This window comes from Prauserella shujinwangii, from assembly GCF_003001955.1.
Lineage (GTDB): Bacteria > Actinomycetota > Actinomycetes > Mycobacteriales > Pseudonocardiaceae > Qaidamihabitans > Qaidamihabitans shujinwangii.
Genome location: NZ_PVNH01000007.1, coordinates 191,429 through 211,890, shown reverse-complemented (window position 1 = coordinate 211,890; position 20,462 = coordinate 191,429). Strand labels below are relative to the sequence as shown.

20 protein-coding genes are annotated in these 20,462 nt (G+C 73.0%); 4 read left to right on the top strand and 16 right to left on the bottom strand.

Annotation, left to right across the window (positions count from 1 at the left end; translation table 11 throughout):
* Positions 1-2: 2 nt before the first annotated feature.
* The 6 genes from B0I33_RS18285 to B0I33_RS18260 are packed head-to-tail and all read right to left on the bottom strand — an operon-like array spanning position 3 to position 6,022.
* The gene (locus B0I33_RS18285) at positions 3-914 is read right to left on the bottom strand and encodes an NAD(P)-dependent oxidoreductase (RefSeq protein ID WP_106180012.1); all 912 of its coding nucleotides are present in this window, start codon (positions 912-914) and stop codon (positions 3-5) included.
* On the bottom strand, positions 911-2,599 hold the full coding sequence (locus tag B0I33_RS18280) for a dihydroxy-acid dehydratase (RefSeq protein ID WP_106180011.1): 1,689 nt from the start codon (positions 2,597-2,599) through the stop codon (positions 911-913). The genes B0I33_RS18285 and B0I33_RS18280 overlap by 4 nt, the downstream gene beginning before the upstream one ends.
* Positions 2,600-2,609: 10 nt before the next feature.
* The gene (locus B0I33_RS18275; protein WP_181193351.1) at positions 2,610-3,602 is read right to left on the bottom strand and encodes an ABC transporter substrate-binding protein; all 993 of its coding nucleotides are present in this window, start codon (positions 3,600-3,602) and stop codon (positions 2,610-2,612) included.
* Between the two features lie 43 nt (positions 3,603-3,645).
* On the bottom strand, positions 3,646-4,476 hold the full coding sequence (locus B0I33_RS18270; RefSeq protein WP_106180009.1) for an ABC transporter ATP-binding protein: 831 nt from the start codon (positions 4,474-4,476) through the stop codon (positions 3,646-3,648).
* Positions 4,443-5,210 (bottom strand): ABC transporter permease, encoded by a 768-nt coding sequence (locus tag B0I33_RS18265; protein WP_106180008.1) that lies wholly within the window; start codon positions 5,208-5,210, stop codon positions 4,443-4,445. The genes B0I33_RS18270 and B0I33_RS18265 overlap by 34 nt, the downstream gene beginning before the upstream one ends.
* Positions 5,207-6,022: an ABC transporter permease gene (locus tag B0I33_RS18260; protein WP_146147521.1), complete on the bottom strand. Its 816-nt coding sequence runs from the start codon at positions 6,020-6,022 to the stop codon at positions 5,207-5,209. Before B0I33_RS18260 ends, B0I33_RS18265 begins: the two co-directional genes overlap by 4 nt.
* A gap of 133 nt (positions 6,023-6,155) precedes the next feature.
* Between B0I33_RS18260 and B0I33_RS18255 the strand changes: the two genes are divergently transcribed.
* Entirely contained in the window at positions 6,156-6,791 is a 636-nt protein-coding gene (locus tag B0I33_RS18255) for a GntR family transcriptional regulator (protein ID WP_106180006.1), read from the top strand.
* Between the two features lie 274 nt (positions 6,792-7,065).
* Here the strand turns inward: B0I33_RS18255 and B0I33_RS18250 are convergent, their stop codons facing one another.
* The gene (locus B0I33_RS18250) at positions 7,066-8,154 is read right to left on the bottom strand and encodes a carboxylate-amine ligase (RefSeq protein WP_106180005.1); all 1,089 of its coding nucleotides are present in this window, start codon (positions 8,152-8,154) and stop codon (positions 7,066-7,068) included.
* A 109-nt stretch (positions 8,155-8,263) separates the two neighbouring features.
* Here B0I33_RS18250 and B0I33_RS18245 point away from each other — a divergent pair, with 109 nt between their 5' ends.
* Positions 8,264-9,286: a TerC/Alx family metal homeostasis membrane protein gene (locus tag B0I33_RS18245; RefSeq protein WP_106180004.1), complete on the top strand. Its 1,023-nt coding sequence runs from the start codon at positions 8,264-8,266 to the stop codon at positions 9,284-9,286.
* An 11-nt stretch (positions 9,287-9,297) separates the two neighbouring features.
* Here B0I33_RS18245 and B0I33_RS30010 read toward each other — a convergent pair whose 3' ends face one another.
* From B0I33_RS30010 to B0I33_RS18205, 8 genes are all read right to left on the bottom strand, one after another.
* Positions 9,298-11,883 (bottom strand): alkaline phosphatase D family protein, encoded by a 2,586-nt coding sequence (locus B0I33_RS30010; protein WP_181193350.1) that lies wholly within the window; start codon positions 11,881-11,883, stop codon positions 9,298-9,300.
* Positions 11,884-11,986: 103 nt separating this feature from the next.
* Positions 11,987-12,844 (bottom strand): metallopeptidase, encoded by an 858-nt coding sequence (locus B0I33_RS18235; protein WP_106180003.1) that lies wholly within the window; start codon positions 12,842-12,844, stop codon positions 11,987-11,989.
* 25 nt (positions 12,845-12,869) lie between these two features.
* Positions 12,870-13,370 carry a YflT domain-containing protein gene (locus B0I33_RS18230; protein ID WP_106180002.1) on the bottom strand — a complete coding sequence of 167 codons (501 nt, stop codon included), beginning with the start codon at positions 13,368-13,370 and terminating at the stop codon, positions 12,870-12,872.
* A 79-nt stretch (positions 13,371-13,449) separates the two neighbouring features.
* Positions 13,450-13,905, bottom strand: coding sequence for an Hsp20/alpha crystallin family protein (locus B0I33_RS18225; RefSeq protein WP_106180180.1), 456 nt, complete (start codon positions 13,903-13,905; stop codon positions 13,450-13,452).
* Positions 13,906-14,228: 323 nt separating this feature from the next.
* Entirely contained in the window at positions 14,229-15,281 is a 1,053-nt protein-coding gene (locus B0I33_RS18220) for an alpha/beta fold hydrolase (protein WP_106180001.1), read from the bottom strand.
* A gap of 13 nt (positions 15,282-15,294) precedes the next feature.
* Positions 15,295-16,551: an esterase/lipase family protein gene (locus B0I33_RS18215; protein WP_106180000.1), complete on the bottom strand. Its 1,257-nt coding sequence runs from the start codon at positions 16,549-16,551 to the stop codon at positions 15,295-15,297.
* Between the two features lie 146 nt (positions 16,552-16,697).
* Positions 16,698-17,192: a GNAT family N-acetyltransferase gene (locus tag B0I33_RS18210; RefSeq protein WP_106179999.1), complete on the bottom strand. Its 495-nt coding sequence runs from the start codon at positions 17,190-17,192 to the stop codon at positions 16,698-16,700.
* Between the two features lie 71 nt (positions 17,193-17,263).
* On the bottom strand, positions 17,264-17,839 hold the full coding sequence (locus tag B0I33_RS18205) for a CGNR zinc finger domain-containing protein (protein WP_106179998.1): 576 nt from the start codon (positions 17,837-17,839) through the stop codon (positions 17,264-17,266).
* A 103-nt stretch (positions 17,840-17,942) separates the two neighbouring features.
* On the opposite strand from B0I33_RS18205, the gene B0I33_RS18200 reads away from it, so the two are divergent.
* Positions 17,943-19,115, top strand: coding sequence for an epoxide hydrolase family protein (locus tag B0I33_RS18200; protein ID WP_106179997.1), 1,173 nt, complete (start codon positions 17,943-17,945; stop codon positions 19,113-19,115).
* 86 nt (positions 19,116-19,201) lie between these two features.
* Here the strand turns inward: B0I33_RS18200 and B0I33_RS18195 are convergent, their stop codons facing one another.
* Positions 19,202-19,762, bottom strand: coding sequence for a putative glycolipid-binding domain-containing protein (locus tag B0I33_RS18195; protein WP_106179996.1), 561 nt, complete (start codon positions 19,760-19,762; stop codon positions 19,202-19,204).
* Between the two features lie 78 nt (positions 19,763-19,840).
* On the opposite strand from B0I33_RS18195, the gene B0I33_RS18190 reads away from it, so the two are divergent.
* Complete coding sequence (locus tag B0I33_RS18190; protein WP_106179995.1) at positions 19,841-20,371, top strand: CGNR zinc finger domain-containing protein; 531 nt, start codon at positions 19,841-19,843, stop codon at positions 20,369-20,371.
* Positions 20,372-20,462: the final 91 nt, after the last annotated feature.

Below are 20,462 nucleotides of genomic sequence, written 5' to 3'. Positions count from 1 at the left end.
GCTCAGCCCCCTCCCCTGTGTCCATTCGGGACACTCCGGTCCCGCCCGGTCACCGCGGCCCGCGCCAGGTGCGCCGGGTCGTCCGCTCCCGCCCCTTCCCGCACGGCCCTGGCGAAGGACTCCCGCGCGGCCGCGAAGACACCGAAGCCACCGGCCGTGCCGAGCGAGGCGGCCACCAGGTCCTGCACCTCGGCCAGGCCCGCGATGGTGGCGCCCGTTCCCGTGCGGCGCCCGGCGCGGACCAGCGTGAGGGTCCGCTCCAGCATCGCGCTGTGCGCCCAGCCGCTCGTCAGGACGTCGCGGGCGAGGCCGAGGTCAAGTCCGAAGCGCTCCAGCAGCGACACGGCCTCCCCTGCGGCGGCCAGGTGCACGCTCACCAGCAGCTGGTTGACGAGCTTGAGCTCGAGGCCGGCCCCGCTGTCGCCGATCCGGGTGAGGCTCGCGCAGTAGGCGCCGATCGTGCCCGCGACGCGGTCCAGCGCGGCGGCGTCGCCGCCGGCCATGGCGGCGAGCTCACCCCGGCTCGCGCCCTCCGCTCCGCCGGTGACGGGTATGTCCAGAAAGGACGCGCCGTGCCGGGCCGCGGCACCGGCCAGGCTCCTGGCCAGCGCCGGGTCGAACGTTCCGTGCTCGGCGAAGACGTGCCCGGGCCGGGCGGCTTCGAGCAGGCCACCGGGTCCGAGGTACACCGACTCGACGGCGGCGGTGTCCCGCAGGCAGGACAGCACCACGCCGGAACGCGCCGCCACCTCGGCAGGTGTCGCCGCCCAGCGTGCTCCGGCCCGCTCCAGCTCCGCCGCCCGCGCGCGGGTTCGGTTGTGGACGGTGAGCCGGTGCCCGCGCGCCAGCAACCGCCCGGCCATCGGCGTGCCCATCGCGCCGGTCCCGACGAAGCCGGTGCCGTGCGCGCTCATCCCGCCGCCCTCAGGAACGCGAAGTCGCAGCCCTCGTCCGCCTGGGTGACCTGCTCCCGGTAGAGCCGCTCGTACCCGCGCACCGGCGACCGGGGCGGCATCCAGGACTCTCGCCGCCGCAGCAGCTCCGCGGGGTCCACCAGCAGGTCGATCCGCGACTCCTCGGCGTCCAGCTCGATCCAGTCGCCGTCGCGGACCAGCGCGAGCGGGCCACCGGCGGCGGCCTCGGGCGCGGCGTGCAGCACGACCGTCCCGGTGGCCGTTCCGCTCATGCGGGCGTCGGACACGCGCACCAGGTCGGTCACCCCGCGCCGCAGCAGCCGGGCGGGGACCGGCAACCTGCCGACCTCGGGCATCCCCGGCCCGCCGACCGGCCCGGCGTACCGCAGGACGAGCACGGACGTCTCGTCCACGGGCAGATCCGGATCGTCGATCCGGGCCCGCAGGTCGTCGACACCATCGAAGACGACGGCCCGGCCGCGGTGCCGGCACAGCGCCGGATCGGCGCCGGACCGCTTCAGCACCGCGCCGTGCGGCGCCAGCGATCCGGAGAGCAGCCGCAGTGTGCCCGGCGGGGCGTGCGGCCGGTCGAGCGTCGCGAGGCAGCCGGTACCGGTGGTGGCGGTGACGGCGGCTTCCTTCCAGGGGCGGCCGTCCCCGGCGAGCGTGTCCAGGTCCGCCAGCGGCGCCAGCCTGCCCATCAGGGCGGGCACGCCGCCCGCGGACTCCAGCTCGTGCAGGAACCGGCTGCCGGTGGGTTTCACGTCGGCGAGCAGCGGCGTGCCGTCGCTGATCCGGCGGAGCTCCGCGAGGTCCAGCCGGGCACCGAGCCGCCCGGCGATCGCCTGCAGGTGCAACAGCGCGTTCGTGGAACCGCCGACGGCGCAGACCACGCGGAAGGCGTTGCCGAGCGAGACGCGGGTGATCGCCTGGGCCGGGGTGACGGCGGCCCGCGTGCGGGCGACGGCGGCCCTGCCCGTCTCCTCGGCCAGCGCGGCGCGCGCGGGCGACGACGCGGGGGCCAGCGCGCTGCCGGGCAGGGCCATGCCGAGCACCTCGGCGACCACCGCCATCGTGGTCGCGGTGCCCATGACGTTGCACGTTCCGGCGCCGCGGCTGAGACAGCCCTCCAGCCGGTGCCAGCCGTCGTCGTCCAGGCGCCCGGCCCTGCGCTCGTCGAGCAGGGGCCAGAGCCCGTCGATCGTCATCGGCCTGCCGTCCCATTCGGACAGCGGACGCGGGCCCGCGGGCAGGCACAGCGCCGGTTTGCCCGCGCTGGCGGCGCCCATCAGCTGGGCGGGAAGGGTCTTGTCGCAACCGCCGAGGAGCACGACGCCGTCGACCGGGCTGGCCAGGATCATCTCCTCGGTGTCCATCGCCAGCAGGTTGCGCAGGTACATGGTGGAGGGCCGGACGAAGGCCTCGCCGAGCGAGATCGTGGGGAACTCCAGCGGCAGGCCGCCGGCCGCGCGGACACCGGCCTTGACGTGCCCGGCGAGCTCGCGCAGCCCCGCGTTGCAGGGGTTGAGCTCGCTCCAGGTGTTGGCGATGCCGATCACCGGGCGGCGGCCGAGCGACGCGGCGGGCAGCCCGGCGCCGCGCAGGAAGCCGCGGGTGATGAGCCCGTCCTGGCCGGGGTCGGCGAGCAGTTCCCCGGCCGCGCGCCGGATACCGTCCTGTGACATTGCGGGCTCCTCAGCTCGCCTCGGGCGCGTGCACGATGTCGGCCCCGCCGAAGTCCCGCTCGATCGCGCCGTAGCACCGGAAGACCTCCAGCAGCGCGTCGACCTTGGCCGGGTCGAGGGGCCCCTGCTGGTACTCGCCCAGCGCCGCCACGGGCGGCGCCTGGTCGTGCAGGCCGGTCTCGGGCACGAACTCGGCCACCTCGCGCTGGTGGGCCTGTGCGTGCTCGTAGGCCCGCTGGATCCCGCGCATGAACCGCGCGGTGACGTCGGGGTGCTCGGCCATGTACCGCTCGGAGCCGATGAACACGGCGCCCGGCGCACCCGGGACGGTCAGCTCGCCGTTGACGTAGGAGAGCACCTCGACCTTCCCGGTCCCCAGCGCCTCGGACAGGAAGGGCTCGTTGAGCAGCGCCGCGTCCGCGTTGCCGTCGGCGACCGCGTCCCCGATCGCCGGGAAGGGCACCGCGCGCCGGTCCAGCGCCGCGTAGTCGCCGCCGAGCGCGTCCACCGCGAACGCCTGCGCCGGGTCGGTCTCCGTCGTGTCGGCGGCCCACGTCCGCACCTGGCGGATGTCGTCGATGCCGGACTCGGCGTTGACCACGATCGCCTGGTACTCGCTGTCCGGGCTGGTGGGGATCACGTTGGCGGCGCCGACGAGCTTGATCGGCAGGCCCTTGTCGATGGCCTGCACGGCGGGGCCGAAACCGGACATGCTGAACTCGGTCTCGCTGTTGAGGACCTGCGGGACGGCGACGGTGCCGTCCTGCAGGACGGTCAGCTCGAGGTCGAGGCCGAGTTCGGCGAACACGCCGTCGCGCACCGCGAGGTACATCGGCGTGGACGTCGCGGCGCCGGGGCTGACGCCGACGGTGAGGGCGGTCCGCTGCTGCCCGCCGGCCGCGCTCGTGGTCGTGCCGGAACCGGAGCCGCAGGCCGTCAGGGTCAGCACGACGGCGCCCAGCGCGGCCAGTGCGGCCGACCGCCGGTGACGTGGGATGGACATCGGGTTCTCCTCTGGTTCGTGACCTGGCCCGCGGGCCATGGCCTCAGTGCCGGACCGCGCGCAGGACGCGCGCACGCAGCCGCGCGAACCGCGGATCCGACTTGGTGGTGAGCTGGTCGCGGTCGGCGCCGAGGTCGATCGGGACCGACTCCACGACCTCGGCGGGATGTCCACTCAGGACGACCACGCGGTCGGAGAGGTAGACGGCCTCGTCGATGTCGTGGGTGACGGCGATGACCGTCATGGCGTACACCCGCTTCAGGCGCAGCACGAGGTCTTCGAGGTCGGAGCGGGTCTGCGCGTCCACCGAGGCGAAGGGCTCGTCCATGAGCAGCACCTCGGGCCGGTAGGCGAGGGCGCGGGCGATCGCGACCCGCTGCTGCATCCCGCCGGAGAGCTGCCACGGGTACTGGTGGAGCGAGTCCTTCAGGCCGACCGCCGCCAGCGCCTCCGCGGCCCGCTCGCGGCGGTGTGGCGCCGGGATGCCCTTGCCGCGCAACGGAAGGGCGACGTTGGACCGCACGGTGAGCCACGGCAGCAGAGACCGGCTGTAGTCCTGGAACACCACGGCCAGACTCTCCGGCGGCCCGGCCACCGGCGCGCCGTCGAGCCGGACCTGCCCCGACGTGGGGGTCAACAGCCCGGCGACACAGCGCAGCACGGTGGTCTTGCCGGAGCCGGAGGGACCGACGACGGAGACGTGCTCTCCCCTGGCGACGGTGAAGTCCACCGAGCCGAGGACGGTACGCGCGGCCGCGCCCCGGCCGAAGACGTGGTGCAGCCGGTCCACGTGGACGTGCGCGTCCACGTCCGGGGCGGCCCGCTTCGCTGCCTCCGCGGTCACGACGCCGGTTCGCGCATGCGCAGATGCCATCGGAGAGTCCTTTTCTCGAGACGGTCGAAGAGGAGGTTGAGCGTGTAGCCGACGAAGCCCATCAGGATGATCGCGGTCCACATGGCGGGGAGGTCGAAGCTCAGCTGGGCGCTGCGGCTGAAGGCGCCCACGCCGTCGGCTGAGGTCACCATCTCCGTCACGATCACCGCGATGAGGGACAGCGCGAGGCCGACCCGGACACCGGCGACGATCTGCGGCGACGCGCCGGGCAGGGTGACGAAGAGCAGCCGCTGCGCCCGGGGAACGCGGAACACGGTGACGCTGTCGCGGATCACGACGTCGACTCCCCGCACGCCGTCGATCGTGTTCAGCAGGACCGGCCAGATCGAGGCGAACACCACCGCGCTGATCCGCATCTCCTCGCCGAGCCCGAGCACGGAGATGAACGCGGGCACGAGCGCGATCGGCGGCAGGGCACGCAGGAACTCGAGCAGCGGCGCGAGGAAGCCGGCGACGGCGTCGTTCGCGGCGAGCGCGACGCCCAGCACCACACCGGCGACGATCGCGATCGAGTACCCGGCGAGGAACGTGCCGAGCGTCGGGAGCAGCACGTCGCGGATTCCGGTGAACAGCCAGGTGTCGGCGAACTCGGCGACGATCTCCCGCAACGGCGGGAAGTACGGGGAGGTGCTGTCCGCGGAGACCCACCACCACGCGCCGACGAGCAGGAGCGGCAGGGCAAGCCCCTGTGCCACGAGCCTCAGGTGTCTCATGCGGTGCTCCTTGCCCGCTGCGAGGCGTGCCAGAACAGCACCCGCCGTTCCAGTGCGCCGAATCCGAGGTTGATCCCCACCCCGAGCAGCCCGCTGAGCAGGACGTACACGAAGGACCTCGGCGCGGCGTTGTTCGCCTGGCCGAGGGCGATCTCGTAGCCGATTCCCGGTGCGCTGGTGACGATCTCGGCCCCGATGGAGATCAGCAGCGCCACCGTCGCCGCCACCCGGAGCCCGGTAGCGACGAGTGGCAGGGCGCTCGGCAGGTACAGGAAGACGACGCGGTCCCTGCGCCGGAGCCGGAACGCCCGCATGGAGTCGCGCGCCACGGCGTCGACGTGGCCGATGCCGTAGGCGGCGTGCACCAGCAGCGGCCAGACCGCGGAGAGGGTGATCAGCACGACCTTCATCTCGACGGTCGCGCCGAACAACAGCACGGCGAGCGGGACGAGCATGATCGCCGGGACGGTGCGCAGGAACTCCACGACACCACGGGTCGCCCGCATCGCGAGCGGGCTCGACCCGATCAGCAGGCCCAGCGGCAGGCCGATCCCCGCGGCCAGCAGCATGCCGAGCCCCCAGCTCTGCAGCGTGCCACCGAGCGCCGCCCAGAACGGTCCACTGGGGACGGTCGAGACCAGCGCGTCGAACGCCGGAGCCACCGCGGGAACGGCGCGGCTGTCCAGTATCCGCGCGAGCAGTTCCCATCCGGCGAGCGCGAGGACGAGCAGCCCGATCCGCCGGACGGCGACGGACACGAGCGCCGCACCGTGCTCGGCGGCACGGCCGCGATGAGGCTGAGTGAGGGCCACGGTGCCCCTTCCCACGTCGGCTGACGAGTGGTCATCACCGTGACATATCCAAAATTACTTCTCAAGTGTCTCAGAGATATATCTGTGGTAGGGTTCCCGGCGTCCCGTCCGCGCCACGCTCTGGAGCCGCTCCGTGTCCCTCACCGACACCGTGCACGATCAGCTGAAGGCACAGATTCTCCGCGTGGAGCGATCGCCGGGCGACGTGCTGTACGAGGGGGACCTGGCCGCGGAGTTCGGGGTGTCGAAGACGCCGGTGCGCGAGGCGCTGCGTCTGCTCGCCCACGACGGATGGGTCCTGGTCCTGCCCCGCAAGGGCTACCTCGTGCGCCCGGTCGAGCTCAGCGACGTCCGGGACATCTTCGGTATCCGGCGGTTGTTCGAGCCCACGCTCGCCGCGCAGGCGGCACGCTCGGCCACTCCCGCCCAGCTGGACGAGCTCGACGCGCTGGTCACCGAGCAGGCCGACGCCGGGACCGACCTGGAGCGGGCCCTGAACGCGGCGCGCCGCTTCCATCTCGCGCTCGCCGGCATCGGGGGGAGCAGCCGGACCCGCCGGATTCTGGAGAACCTGATCGACGAGGTGCGGCGGCTGCACTTCCTCCTGCCCAACGTCGAGGACCACATCACCTCCGCCGAGGAGCTCGACGCGCACCGCCGCCTGGTCGAGGCGCTCCGCGGCAGGGACGCCGACAAGGTGCGGGAGCTGATGCACCACCACCTCGACGAGGTGGCGACGGCGCTGGTCAAGGGCTTCGCCGGGATCTGAGCGCCGTACGACGCGGGAACCGGGGCAGTACCACCTCGAGGAGGTGGCCACCGCACCGGTCGAAGGCCGCACCGCAACCGCGCGGCCCGAGCCCGACACTCGCGGACTGGGACGGAGCACTCGCGGACCGGGACGGGACACTCGCGGAGCAAAACGCAGCACTCGCGGACCGGAACGGCACACTCGCGGCGCCGAACGCGGCACTCGCCGACGGGAACGCGGCACTCGCGGCGCGTCGAGCGGTGGCCGGGAGGACTCCGAGCCGCGGCCCGGCTCACCGCTGCGGCCACACCAGGGCGTTCACGACGTCGGTCAGCCGCCTGCCGCGCGCGTAGGCGGCGCGCTGGCGATCGGCTCCGCCGCCGTCCCTGGCCACCCGGTCCAGTACCGACCGCACGAACTCGATGTCGTCGTCCCGCAGCACCGGCCGCACGTACTCGCCGACGAGCGCCAGCACCGCGTCCCCGGACAGCAGCTCACCGGTCAGCGGGCTCGGGCACAGTCCCGCGAGGCCGTCCCGCGCGGCGCGCCAGAGAAAAGCCCGCAGCACCTCGTGGCGGGGCGACGCGGCGGGCCTGCCGCGCTCCAGGTCCGCCAGCGCCCTGGCGACCAGACCCGCGACGACGACCGCGAACAGCGCCCCCTCGTCGGCGGTGGCGGCCACGTCCCCGACCCGGAACTCCAGCGTGGGTTGCTTGTCCGACAACCGGATGTCCCAGTACACCATTCCCCGGTCCAGGATCGCCCCGGAACGCAGCATCTCCCCGACGCTGTCGTCGTACTGGGCCACGGACTCGAACACGGGCGGAGCACCCGCCGAGGGCCACAGCGCCCACCGGACGTAGCGCCAGCTGCTGTACCCGCTGTCGAAACCGTCCACGAACGGCGAGTTCGCCGACAGCGCCAGCAACACCGGCAGCCAGCACCGCAGGCGGTTGCTGAGCTCGACGCCGGTGGCCCGGTCGGGGATGCCGACGTGCACGTGGCAGCCGCAGTTCGTGGATACCCCGGTGACCGCGCCGAACAGCGCCGCGATCCGCTCATACCGCAACCGCGGCGTGATACCGGCCGACTCCGACTCCGGCAGCAGCGGAGTCCCGCTCGGCAGCAGCCGCAGTCCCCGCGCCGCGGCCTCGGCGGCCAGTTCGGCCCGCAGCCCGCTCAGCTGCTCCCGCAGCTGCTCCCCGCTCGTGCAGACGGTGGTCGCCGACTCGACCTGGGTGCGGGTGATCTCCTCCTGCAGCTGGCCTCCCGGCTGCCCGGAGGCGCCCACCACCTCCGGTCCGGACCGCGCCAGCCGCCCGTCCTCCCGGACGAGCAGGAACTCCTCCTCGACGCCCACGGTCAGTCCGTTCCCGATCATGGTGAGGACTATCCGCTCACACCGCAGCGAAACAGGACCGGTCCATCACCCGGCGGGCCCGTTCCGGTTGTGGCAAGGTGACGTCGGGAGATCGGCACGGAGGGAGCGGATGCTCGACATCGGGGTGGTGACCTGGGTCGCCACGGTCGGTTTGATCGTGGTCCTGCTGACCGTGGACCTCGTGCTCGCGGCGGTGCGGCCGCACCGGGTCGGGTTCGGCGAGGCCACCGCGTGGTCGGTGTTCTACATCCTCGTCGCGGTGCTGTTCGGCGTGTGGTTCACCCTGGCGCACGGCGGCGAACTCGGCACCGAGTACTTCACCGGCTACCTCGTCGAGAAGAGCCTCTCGGTCGACAACCTGTTCGTGTTCGTCATCATCATGACGACCTTCGCCGTGCCGGAGGAACACCAGCACAAGGTGCTCACGTTCGGCATCGTGCTGGCGCTGATCATGCGCGCGATCTTCATCGCGCTCGGCGCCACCCTGATCTCGCTGTTCTCGTTCATGTTCCTGCTGTTCGGGCTGCTGCTGATCTACACGGCGGTGCAGCTGTTCCGGCACCGCGACGAGGATCCCGACGTCGAGGACAACGTCATGGTGCGGGCGTCCCGCCGGGTGCTGCCGGTCACCGACGAGTACGTCGACGGCAGGATCGTCACCCGCACCGACGGCCGCCGGATGGTCACGCCGCTGCTCATCGTGCTGATCGCGATCGGCAGCGTCGACCTGCTGTTCGCGCTGGACTCGATTCCCGCGGTCTTCGGCATCACCCAGGAGCCCTACATCGTGTTCACCGCGAACGCGTTCGCGCTGCTGGGCCTGCGGGCCCTGTACTTCCTGGTGAAGGGCCTGCTCGACCGGCTGGTCTACCTGTCCACCGGGCTGTCGCTGATCCTGGCGTTCATCGGGGTCAAGCTGATCCTGCACTGGGCGCACGCCGACATCAGCGAGCGCGTGCCCGAGATCCCGACCCTGCTCAGCCTCGGGGTGATCGTCGTCGTGCTGGCCGTGGTCACCGTCGCGAGCCTGGTCAAGACCCGGCGCGACCCGACGGCGAAGGCCCACCCCGGCTCGCTGCGCGCCCACCCCTCCCGGCCGCAGGACTCGGCCGACCGGGAGGGCGGGCGGTAGCGCGCCGCCGGTCAGCCCGCGCGGTAGAGCCGGGCCAGCACGGCGAACGGGTCGGCGGCGCCGCCGTGGTCCACCGCGACGACCCGCCGGGCGAGGGTGAACTCCGCTCCGGGGGCGATGTCCACGGGCAGCATGCTCAGCACCCAGTTCCCGGTGGCCGCGGCGAGCAGCCCGGGCGGGTTCGCGTCGTAGACCAGGCCGTAGGTCTGCGGGTCGGTTCCGGTCATGCCGATCCACGGCTCCGTGGGCACGTAGCGGCGGGGGCTGCCGTAGGGCGTGCTGATCGTGCCGTGGCCCGCGACGCCACTGCGCTGTCCCGCGCCGTCGTGGTCGATCGCGTCGCCGACCCACGCCGAGACCGTGTCACCGCCGGTGTTGCGAAACACGGTCTCCGCGACGACCCACGGCACGTCCGGCCGCAGCGTGTAGGTCGTCTCGACCACGAGCGCCGGGAAGTCGCTGGACGCGCCGGCGGCGCGGACCACCGCGCGGGCGGGACCGTCCTCGACGATCTCGACCCGCTCGTTGCGGACGCTGACCTGCTGCCACGCCTCGGTACCGTCGGGCTGGGCGGCCGAGGCGTAGGTCAGGTTGATCCAGTCCAGCTGGTCGGCGTGCCCGCGCACGGCCATGTCCAGCACCTTGCCGCGCGTGGTCCCGAGCAGTTGCCCGTCCTCGGTCACGGCCGCGACCGCCAGCGCCAGCTCCGCGTTCTCCAGCACGATGTCCGACTCGGTCGCCTCCACGCGCGCCCCCGCGAGCCGCTTGCCCGTGCCGGCGACGGCACCCGCGACGCGCGGCAGCGCCAGGTCCATCCGCGCGAGCGTGCCCGCGCGCAGGGTGACCGTCCGCGTGACCGTCTCGTAGCAGCCCGCCGTGGCGACCACCTCGTACGTCCCCTCGGTGACGAGCAGGCGGTACTCGCCGTCGGCGCCGGTGGTGCCGGTGCCGACCACCGTGCCGGCGGTGTCCCTGGCCTGGACGGCGACGCTCGCCAGCGGCGTCCCGTCCGTGCCGTCGGTGACCCGGCCCACGACGCCGTCGCCCGCGTCGTCGAGGCGCCGCGCACCGGGCACCCCGTCGGCGACGGCGAACGACGCCAGGGTGAACGCGGGACCGTCCGGGTCGGCGGGATGGTTCACCACCCGGATGTCGGTGCGCCATTCCTCCGGCGTCACCGTGCACCGCGTGTAGCCGCGGAAGTCGCCGTCGAAGAACTTCACGTGCGGGTTGGCGCCGAGCGCGGCGGCCACGTCGTCCCGCCAGCCGCACCCCGAGCTGATCGACGTGCCGACGAACTCGGTGGCCAGCGTCTCGGAGGCCGGATCGGCGAAGTCCGTCTTGAGATCGTTCACCCACGAGGAGTGCCAGTCGCCGGACACGACGACCACGTTGGACGGACGGCGCTCGGTGAGGAACGCGAAGAGCCGGTCGCGGGCGGCGGCGTAACCGTCCCACTGGTCGTGGTTGATGCTCACGCCCTGGCCGGGGTCGTAGTCGTAGAACGCCATGATGGTCTGCTGGGCGATCGCGTTCCACCGGGTCCGCGAGCCGGCGAGCGTGTCGAACAGCCAGCGTTCCTGCTCGGCTCCGGTCATGGTCCGCGCGGGGTCGAGCGCGTCCGGGTCGCGGGGTGCGATGAACCGGCCGTCCGCCTGGTCGGTGCGGTGCTGGCGGGTGTCCAGCACCGCCAGCGACAGCAGGTCGCCGAACGTCAGGGACCGGTACAGGGTCATGTCCGCGCCCGAGGGCCGCGCGTGGATCCGCAGCGGCAGGTGCTCGTAGTAGGCCTGGAACGCGTTCGCCCTGAGCTCGCGGAAGTCCGGCGTGGAGTCCTGCGGGACGTCGCCAGCCCAGTTGTTGTCCACCTCGTGGTCGTCGAACGTCGTGACGAACGGGAACGCGGCGTGGGCCGCCCGCAGGTCCGGCGACGTCTTGTACCGCGCGTGCAGCAGGCGGAAGTCGGCGAGGGTGCGGGTCGAGCCGCCCTCGTAGATGTAGTCGCCGACGTGCACGACGAAGTCCAGGTCGTCGTCGGCCATGTGCCGGTACGCCGCGTACCGGCCGCCGGTCCACGCCTGGCACGATGCGAGCCCGAACGTCACCTTGCCGACGGCGGCTCCCGGGGCCGGCGCGGTCCGGGTCCGCCCGACCGGGCTGACCGCGTTGCCCGCGAGGAAGCGGTAGAAGTACTCGCGGCCCGGCCGCAGCCCGGTGATCTCGGGGTGCACGCTGTGCCCGAGTTCGGGCGTGGCCTCGACCGCTCCCCGGCGCACGATCCGGGTGAACTCCCTGTCCTCGGCGACCTGGTAACGCACGCCGAACGGCTCGGCGGGCATGCCCCCACGGCCGTCCGCCGCCAGCGGGTCGGGAGCCAGCCGGGTCCACAGCACCACCCCGTCCGGCAAGGGGTCACCGGAGGCCACGCCCAGGGTGAACGGGTTCCCCAGCCGCGGTGGGAAGGCGTGCGCCGCGCCGCTGTGCACGGCGCCGGTGCCGAGCAGCAGCGCGGTGGTGCTCACCCCGCCGAGTTCCAGGAAACGCCGCCTGCCGAACCGCCTGCCGTGGTCGCCGTCGTCTCTGCCGCTTGCGGACATCGGATCCTCCTCGCCGGACGTTCGAGCTACCGTCGGCGGAAGACCCTGCCCTGACCAGGCGTCGGCCAGATGTCCCGCAGGCCACTGTGGAGTGAAACCCCCGTCACGCGGTCGCGGCGAGCGCCGCGGGTTCGCCCTCCCGGGGCCGGGGCAGTTCCGCGGACAGCAGCGGCGCGGCGTCGGCGAGCGCCGCGCGGGCGGCGCGGACGCGATCGGCGACCTGGTCGCGAACCCGGTGCAGAGCGTCGACCTGGCGCCGGGCGTCGGCGACCATCCTGGCGGCCTGGGCCTCGGCGTCGGCGACGAGCCGCTCGGCCCGGCGTTGCGCGTCGGCCCGCTCCCGCGCGATCGCGCGCAGCGCCTCCGCCCGGCGCGCGGCCATCGCGGTCTCGAAGTCGTGCCGGATCCGCTCCCGGTGCCGGGCCGCTTCCTCGTCGAGTTCCCTCCGCCGCCGCTCGGCGTCCTGGCGCAGCGCCGTGATCTCCTCGTGCGTGCGGCGGATCAGCTCGCGGTGCTCGCGCTCCATCTCCTCGCGCCGCTCGTCCAGCGCGGCGAGGAGCTGCTCGGTGCGGCCCCGGAGCCTGCCCGCGGCCTGCCGGGCGGCGGCCCACGTGCGCTCGGCCTCCGCCTGCGCCCGTGCGGTGATCTCGGCGGCCTCCGCCTGCGCGAGCTCGACCCGGCGGCGCAGGCGTTCGTCCAGCGCCTCCGGGTCGACCGGTGTGCGGCAGAGCCGGTCGAGCCGGGCCCGCAGCCGCTCGTTGTCCGCGCGCAGCGTCTCCAGCTGTGCGGCGAGCCGCTCGGCGGTGGCGACGGCGGCGTCCCGGTCGGTGGTGAGCAGGCGCAGGTCGTCCTCGACCCCGTCGACGAAGTGCCGCACCTGGTGTCGGTCGTAGCCGCGCCAGCTGACGTCGAAGTCGGTGCGCAGCGGCACCAGGTCGGCGCGGCTGTCGGACACGGTCACTCTCCCCTCCTGTTCTGGCCGATCGTCATCGCGGGGGCCCGCTCAGAGCCAGCCTGCCGAGCAGGTCCCTGCCGCGCTCGGCGTGCCGGGGCTGGCACAGGACGTCGTAGCGACCCGCGACCAGTTGCGTGTTGGACACGAAGTCCCGTTTCCCGCGCAGTGCGGCGTACCCGGCCGCGGCGAACGCGGTCGCGAACAGCACACCGGCCAGCAGCCCCGTGATCAGGGGCGGCAGCAGCGGGCCCGCGGTGAACACGCTGAGCAGCAGACCGACGAACAGCCCGAACCACGCACCCGACGCGGCACCGCCGCCGAGGACGCGCGGCCAGGTCAGCCGTCCGGTGACCCGCTCGACGATCAGCGGCTCGACGCCGACGATCGTCACGTCCTCCACCGGGAAGTCGGCATCGGCCAGGTAGTCGACGGCGCGCTGCGCCTCCTCGTAGGTCGCGTACGCGCCGATGGGCCAGCCGGTGGGTGGTGTCGGCGGGTTCACCACCTCCGGCGGTACCGCGAACGTGGTCATGGCTCACTCCCCTCGACCGCTGGTGACGCGGCGGGGCGGCGGCCGGGGCGCGGCGCCGCTCCCGCCGTCGGCTGCCGGATCACCTGCCGGAGATGGCGATGCGCCGGGGCCTGGCCGACTCGGTCTTCGGCACCCGCACCGTCAGCACGCCATCCTCCAGCCTCGCGTCGACGTGGTCGGCATCGACGTCGTGCGGCAGGGTGACGCTGTAGTGGAACTGGCCGGTGCGGCGGGTGCGGTGCCGGAACCAGCCCTGGCGCTCCCGCTCCTTGCGCTCACCGTGGATGGTCAGCTCGGTTCCGGTCAGCTCGATCGACACGTCGTCCCGCTTGACTCCGGGCAGCTCCACGTCGACCACGTAGGCATCGTCGGTCTCGGTCACGTCGGCCAGCGGCGACCAGCTCCGCCAGCCGTCGTCGAGACCGGCGAACATCGAGTTCATCCAGCGGCCGAGCTGGCCGTAGAGGTCCTCGAACTCACGGAACGGGTCCCCACGGCCCACCTCGCGCGGAGAACGGACAGCAGGCAGTGCCATGACGATCACCTCCATCGCAGACGGATGTCACGTCGGTGTCCGGCCCGCCCCCGGGCGGGCCTCCACTCGTAACGACGAAGGTGAGCCCCACTTTGTTCCCAAAGTTGAGCATGTCCTGCTCAGTTTTCCTGCACTGGGGGCGGCGTCTCAGCACGCGTGTCCGCCATCCATGCACGCGTGTCCGCCGTCCATGTACCCGTGTCCGCCATCCATGTACCCGTGTCCGCCATCCATGCCCGCGGCGTCGCGCGCAGACCGCCGACACGCGTGCGCAGACCGCCGACACGCGTGCGCAGACCGCGGACACGCGTGCCGGGGCCGGGCTACTCCTTGCCGAGAAAGTCGCGCAGCGCGGCGGCGAACTCGGCGGGCCGCTCGATGTGCGGGCTGTGCCCGGTGTCGGGGAACACCACCTCGTCGTAGCGACCTCCGGCGGCCGCGTAGCGCTCCAGCACGGCGCGGGTCTGGGCGATCATCGGCTGCGGCGGGTGGGAGTCCTCCCCCGGCCAGCCCGGCACCGCGCCGATCGAGCCCAGGTAGGCGAGGTCGAACAGGGAGGTGTCCGAGACGATCTGGTCGTCGGCGCCGCGCAGCCACAGGATCGGCGGCTTCGGCGTGACGGTGGGCAGGTCGTCGAGCCGGAAATGGGTGGGCGCCAGCGCGTTGAGCACGCCGGACCGGCCCGGCGCCACTCCCGGCCACGCGTCGGCGGGCACGGTGTCCCCGGGATAGTGCGCCTCGCCGACGCGGGTGCTGAGCATCGACTCCACGAACGTGTCCTCCAGCTCCGGCCGCAGCGGTGGCTTGACGTAGCAGGAGAGCAGCACCTGCCGGGGCGACAGCGGCGAGTCCGCCGTCCGGTCGCCCTCCCCGAGCAGCCGCACGAAGTCCGGGTTGGCGCCGCCGGCCCCGGATCCAGCGCCGGAGCCGTCGACCAGCTCGCCCTCGGTGCCCCGCGTGCCGCCGAAGCCGTACGGCGAGACGGGGTTGACGAGGGTCACCGTGCGGGCCAGCTCCGGCCGGTCGCGCAGCAGCTGCAGCACGACCCCGCCGCCCAGGCTCCAGCCCACCAGGTGCGCGGAGCCGAGGGCGAGCGCCGCCATCGTCGCGGCGACGTCGTCGGAGTAGTCGCGTACCCCCCGAGTGGCATCGACCGGCTCGGGGTCGGTGCCGCCGAAGCCGCGCAGGTCGACGGCGAGCGGCCGGAACTCGCCGGGCAGGTCGAGCATCGCCCGCTGCCAGAACAGGCTGGACGAGACGTTGCCGTGCACGAAGACGACGGGCGTGCCGGTGCGTCCCGCCACCTCGAGCACGCGCACGTTCAGCCGGTCGGTTTCGACGGTGCGGGCGGTGATGCCACCGAGCAGGTCGGCCATGGGATCGATCCTTTCAGGACAGCCAGCTCGCGACCGCCTGCGTGACCGCGGACGCCCAGCCGAGCTGGAGATGGTTCGCCGAGCCGACCAGCGCGGTGCCACCCACCGTGCGGATCCCGGTGGTGTCGAGGGCGCTGGACACGAACACCACGCCGTCGCTCGGGCCCCTGGTCTCGTTCCAGATACCCACGACGTCGGGGGACCCACCGGCGAGCAGGTAGACGGGCACACTCGCCGGGGTGGGGCTCGACTGGATGCGGCCGATGAGGGAACCGGCGTCGATGGCGGCCTGGATGCCGGGGCCCGCGGTGTAGAAACCCTGCCCGCCGTAGTACGTGGTGTACCAGTCCTGGGCCGCGGTGTTCACGCCGTACACGCCGTCCCAGCGGGCGAGCATCTGCCGCTGCCCCGGGTAGGCGTCGAATCCGTCGGCCGGGGTGATCGACAGTTCCGGGTGGTAGGTGAAGCGCCCGTAGCAGGTCATCCGCGTGTGCGGGCTCGGCGCGTTGATCGTGCCACCGCATTCGGGCCAGATGGAGAAGTCGTGCGCCCAGCCGTGCGCGAACGGGTAGTCGTAGCCCCCGTTCGGCCCGCCGAGCAGGACGAGCCTGCGCACGTCACCCGCGTACGGGCGGCCCCAGGCCGGGCGCACCGACGCGACGTACATGCGGGCCGACATCATGCCCTTGCTCCAGCCCACCACGTCGACCGCGTTCACGCCGAGCCGCGCCCTGATGATCGCGATGGCGTCGCCGACCTGCTGGGCCTGCTGGAGGTTGTCGCCCTGCTTGTGCGCGAAGCCGATCGCGAACACGCGGTGCCCCCGCGAGCTCAGCTGCTGCATGAGGCCGGTGGCCGGGCAGCTGGCGGAGCCGCAGCCGAAGTCGCCGGACTCGCCGGGATTGGCCCACGCGCGGTCGGGGTTGTCGTTGGCCCCGTGCACGAGCAGCACCGCCGACCGGCTGCCGGTGTTCCAGCCCGGCGCCGAGTAGAGCAGGAACCGCGACGACGAGGGCTTGGCCACCCCGCCGAAGAAGGTGCGGCGCTGGCCGTCCTGGTCGCCGCGGCCGTCGGGCGGGTACTGCTCGTCGCGGAAGCCGCTCGTGGTGTCGCGGTAGCGGTCCACGCGGTCCCAGCCGTTCGCGACGGTGGTGAAGGTGGCCTCGCGGACGAGGTAGGACGGTTCCGCCGCGGCCGCGGCGCCGCCGGGCAGGGCGAGGCCCGCGGTCAGCGTGAGCAGGACGGCGAGCAGGATTCTCGGCAGACGCATTCGGCATCCTCGGCGAGCGCGCGGACGAAACGGGCAATCAGTACCTTCGCCAGTGGGTGCGGCGGCCGTCAATGTGGACGTGCACCACCCCACGCCCCGGCGATGCGTGGCACGGCACCACATCGGCGCTCGACCGCGCCTGCCGCTCAGCCGACCTGTTTGGTGTAGCGGCGGCAGGGCACCGTGATCGGCCCGTCCGGTCCTTCCGCCGCGTGCTCGAACGGGCCCTCGTCGGTCCATCCCCGGCGCTCGTAGAACCGCCGAGCCCGCGCGTTGCCGGGCACGACGGCGAGCCAGGCCTGGTCGTGGCCGGATGCGGCGACCCGGCGCTCCGCCTCGTCGAGCAGCGCGGCGGCCACACCCCCGCCCCGGTGCGCCGCGGCGACGTAGACCTGCTCCACCTCGTCGCCGACGACCATGACGAACCCGGCGACCTCACCGGCCACGACCGCGACGGCGGCGTCACCGACCCGCCGCGGCGCCCTGGCCCGGAACGACTCCTCGGTACGGGCGGCGGCCAGCTCGTCAGGCACGTTCCCCCGGTGGCCGTCCGACCAGCCCGCGCACCAGATCTCCGCGATCGCGCCCGCGTCCTCCGGCCGGGCCGGGCGCAGCTCGATCCGGGTCTGCTGCTCGTCCATCGTGTCTCCCGGGTTCCGGCACCGTGGCCGGGTCAGCCTACGACCACCCGGCGGTTCGGCGACTCGGCGAACTACCGTGCCGTTCCGGGGTTCCGGCGCTGGTTGGCGTAGAAGCGTGCCTTCTTCTGACGGTTCCCGCACGTGTTCATGTCACACCATCTGCGGGTGCGGCTTCGGCTGGTGTCGAAGAAGGCGGCTCGGCAGGTCGGTGACGCGCACAGGGCCAGCCTTCCGTCGCGTTCGCCTGCGAGGATGCTGATCGCGTCGGCGGCGATGACGCCCAGGGCGTCTTCCACGCGGGACGGCGAGCTCAGCCGCCATCGCCGGTTGCCCTCGGCCGTCAGGATCGCCGCCGCCCGGCCCTGAGCGCTGCGGTCGTTGATGACGTCGACGGCGGACGCGGGGAGCGCGTCGTGGACCGCGGTCGCGGTCGCGGCGGCGTGAATGGCCTCCCTCAGTTCCCGGGCGAGTTCGAGCTGGGCAGGGGTGCACGACTCCACGGCGAGACCGTTCACCGTCAGCCAGTCGACGAGCCGTTGCGGCGTCGGAATGCGCTCCACGGCGTCGCCGCGACGCTCCGTCAGCGTCGCCGTGAAGCTGGTCGCCAGCACGTTGCCGAGGCGGAAGTCAGGGAACCCGGCAGACATGGAACCACCATAGCAGGTTCCATACCGTCGGGCGTCTGTGGTAGAACCGTCTAAGCCGGTTCGCCATAGGTGGTAGCCGGTTCCACGACGGTCAGGAGGCCCCATGCCCCGATCAACCCGTGACGTGCAGGCATTCGAGGCCCGCGCGACGGATGCCGAGCTCGATGATCTGCGCGCGCGACTGGCCGCGGCCCGGTTGCCGGAAGCCGAGACCGTCCATCGCGCCGCGCCGGGCCCGCGCCGATGGGACCAGGGCGTTCCGCTCGCCGACCTCGTCGAGGTCGTGGACTACTGGCGCACCGGGTACGACTGGCGGTCGTTCGAGGCGCGCCTCGACCGGATCGGCCAGTTCCGCACGACCATCGACGATCTGGGAATCCACTTCCTGCACCGCCGATCCGCGCGCGCGGACGCCACTCCCCTGCTCGTGACGCATGGCTGGCCGGGAAGCATCGCCGAGTTCGTCGATGTGGTGGACGAGCTGGCCGATCCGGAAGACGCGGACGTGCCGGCGTTTCACGTCGTGGTCCCGTCGCTGCCGGGCTTCGGTTACAGCGACAAGCCGACCACCACCGGGTGGGGGACCGAGAAGATCGCGGCCGCCTGGGTGGAACTGATGGGACGGCTCGGCTACCGCGAGTTCGCCGCCCACGGCGGCGACTGGGGAGGCAACATCACCACGGTTCTCGGTGGCCGGTTCCCGGCGCACGTGCTGGGCATCCACAGCACGTTCGCGGAGGCACCGCCCGGGTTGACCACGGACGGGCTGACGGCGGTCGAGCGCAGGTGGACCGAGGAAACCCGCGATTTCTGGCGCCACCGTGCGGCGTACGCGAAGCAGCAGGCGACCCGGCCGCAGACCATCGGCTACTCGCTCGTCGACTCACCCGTCGGGCTGCTCGCCTGGATCCTCGACAAGTTCGCCGAGTGGACGGACACCGAAGACAGCCCGTTCGAGACGATCTCCCGAGACAGGATTCTTGACGACGTCACCCTGTACTGGCTGACCCGGACCGGCGCATCGTCGGCCCGCATCTACTACGAAAGCCACAACTCTCTCGACCCCGAACTCCGGGTCGACGTCCCGGCGGCGATCACCATGTATCCCCGCGACATCGAGAAGTGCCCCCGCCCCTGGGCGCAGGAGCGCTACCGGCAGATCGTCCGCTGGAGCTCACCCGAAGCCGGCGGGCACTTCCCGTCGCTGGAGGTGCCCGGCCACTACGTCAACGATCTCCGCGAAGGTCTCGCGGCCGTGCTGGCCGCCGGCCGGTGAGCCCCGTCGTCCGGGCCCCTGCGCGACCCGGGGACGGGTGCGGCGTGGTCATCGAGTACGGCCGTGCCGATCGCCGACCGGGCCGGTCACACCGGCACCCGCCGCCACAGCCCGGGGTAGTCGACCACCAGGTCCTCGCCGTCGACGGCGAGGTCGGCCCGGAAGTCGCCGGACTCGTACCGGTAGGCCGGGGCGGATCCGGTGCCGGGCAGGCGGGTGTAGCGCTGCCGCTGGGCGCTCAGCTCCAGCCCGGGCACCAGCACGTAGGCGACGAGCAGGTCGGCGCTCTCCCCCACGGCGAGGCCGAGCCGCCGGATGGGCAGCGTGTTGGTCAGCGGCGTGCAGGAGATGTCGATGTCGAGGCAGCCGTCGAGCGCGGGCAGGTGCCCGCCCGCCGCATCCGTCCACCCGCCGTGCCCGTCTCCGGAGAGGACCAGCCGGGCGGGTGCGCCGCGCCCGGTGACCTCGATCGACACCTGCCTGGTCCGGCCGTCCGCGTCGGCCACCACCCGGTAGCCCACCCGCGCGGGTCCCCCGGGCAGCGCGTGCACGGCCGCGCCGTCCGCGTGCCACCGCCCGTCGTGCGTGCAGCGGACGTGCTCGGATCCCGGCCAGGCCAGCGAGGACCACATCACGTCGGTGCTCATGAACCCTCCGCGTTAACCGTCAAATTTTTTAGCAGGTTAGCCTCGGCACCACCGCCGTGCAACCGCTAAACTGATTTGATGGTTAACCCCGCGCCGGGACCGCACCGGCAGGAGGCGCCCGGGGAGCTGGAACGCGTCCGGGAGCTGCTGAACAGCTGGCTCGTGCCCAACGACACCCGGGAGCCCACCGACCGGTTCGCCGGCTACGCGCGACAGCACGGACTCACCGCCACCGAGGCGGAGACCGTGCGCGGGCTGAGGGACGACCTGCGGGCCGCGGTCGAAGGATCGTCCGGTGTGGACGATGTACTGAACGCCTGGATCGCGGAGCTCGGGCTGGGAGTGCGGGTGTCCGGGGGCGCGCTGACGTTCCGGCACGAGGGCGGGGCGCCGGGCGAGCTGCTGGCCGCCGTGCTGCGCGCCGTCGCCGACGGGCGCTGGCCCCGGCTGAAGGCGTGCCCGGACTGCCGCTGGGTCTTCTACGACCACACGCGCAACGGCCGCAAGCGATGGTGCCTCATGACCGCGGGCGGCCCGGACGGCCGGTCCTGCGGCAGCATCGCCAAGGTCCGCAGGCACCGCGAACGAGCCGCCCGCGCCGGACACTAGCCGCGCCCGGTCACCCGCGCGGCGAACGCCGCGATCGCGTCGGCCACCGCAGCGAAGCGGGGCGAGGCGAGCGCCGAGGGCGAGTTCCGGC

Bases quoted from the DNA above. Each gene is read 5' to 3' on its own strand.
- B0I33_RS18285 (WP_106180012.1), bottom strand. From the start codon at position 914: ATGAGCGCGCACGGCACCGGCTTCGTCGGGACCGGCGCGATGGGCACG.
- B0I33_RS18280 (WP_106180011.1), bottom strand. From the start codon at position 2,599: ATGTCACAGGACGGTATCCGGCGCGCGGCCGGGGAACTGCTCGCCGAC.
- B0I33_RS18275 (WP_181193351.1), bottom strand. From the start codon at position 3,602: ATGTCCATCCCACGTCACCGGCGGTCGGCCGCACTGGCCGCGCTGGGC.
- B0I33_RS18270 (WP_106180009.1), bottom strand. From the start codon at position 4,476: ATGGCATCTGCGCATGCGCGAACCGGCGTCGTGACCGCGGAGGCAGCG.
- B0I33_RS18265 (WP_106180008.1), bottom strand. From the start codon at position 5,210: ATGAGACACCTGAGGCTCGTGGCACAGGGGCTTGCCCTGCCGCTCCTG.
- B0I33_RS18250 (WP_106180005.1), bottom strand. From the start codon at position 8,154: ATGATCGGGAACGGACTGACCGTGGGCGTCGAGGAGGAGTTCCTGCTC.
- B0I33_RS18245 (WP_106180004.1), top strand. From the start codon at position 8,264: ATGCTCGACATCGGGGTGGTGACCTGGGTCGCCACGGTCGGTTTGATC.
- B0I33_RS30010 (WP_181193350.1), bottom strand. From the start codon at position 11,883: ATGTCCGCAAGCGGCAGAGACGACGGCGACCACGGCAGGCGGTTCGGC.
- B0I33_RS18230 (WP_106180002.1), bottom strand. From the start codon at position 13,370: ATGACCACGTTCGCGGTACCGCCGGAGGTGGTGAACCCGCCGACACCA.
- B0I33_RS18225 (WP_106180180.1), bottom strand. From the start codon at position 13,905: ATGGCACTGCCTGCTGTCCGTTCTCCGCGCGAGGTGGGCCGTGGGGAC.
- B0I33_RS18220 (WP_106180001.1), bottom strand. From the start codon at position 15,281: ATGGCCGACCTGCTCGGTGGCATCACCGCCCGCACCGTCGAAACCGAC.
- B0I33_RS18215 (WP_106180000.1), bottom strand. From the start codon at position 16,551: ATGCGTCTGCCGAGAATCCTGCTCGCCGTCCTGCTCACGCTGACCGCG.
- B0I33_RS18210 (WP_106179999.1), bottom strand. From the start codon at position 17,192: ATGGACGAGCAGCAGACCCGGATCGAGCTGCGCCCGGCCCGGCCGGAG.
- B0I33_RS18205 (WP_106179998.1), bottom strand. From the start codon at position 17,839: ATGTCTGCCGGGTTCCCTGACTTCCGCCTCGGCAACGTGCTGGCGACC.
- B0I33_RS18200 (WP_106179997.1), top strand. From the start codon at position 17,943: ATGCCCCGATCAACCCGTGACGTGCAGGCATTCGAGGCCCGCGCGACG.
- B0I33_RS18195 (WP_106179996.1), bottom strand. From the start codon at position 19,762: ATGAGCACCGACGTGATGTGGTCCTCGCTGGCCTGGCCGGGATCCGAG.
- B0I33_RS18190 (WP_106179995.1), top strand. From the start codon at position 19,841: ATGGTTAACCCCGCGCCGGGACCGCACCGGCAGGAGGCGCCCGGGGAG.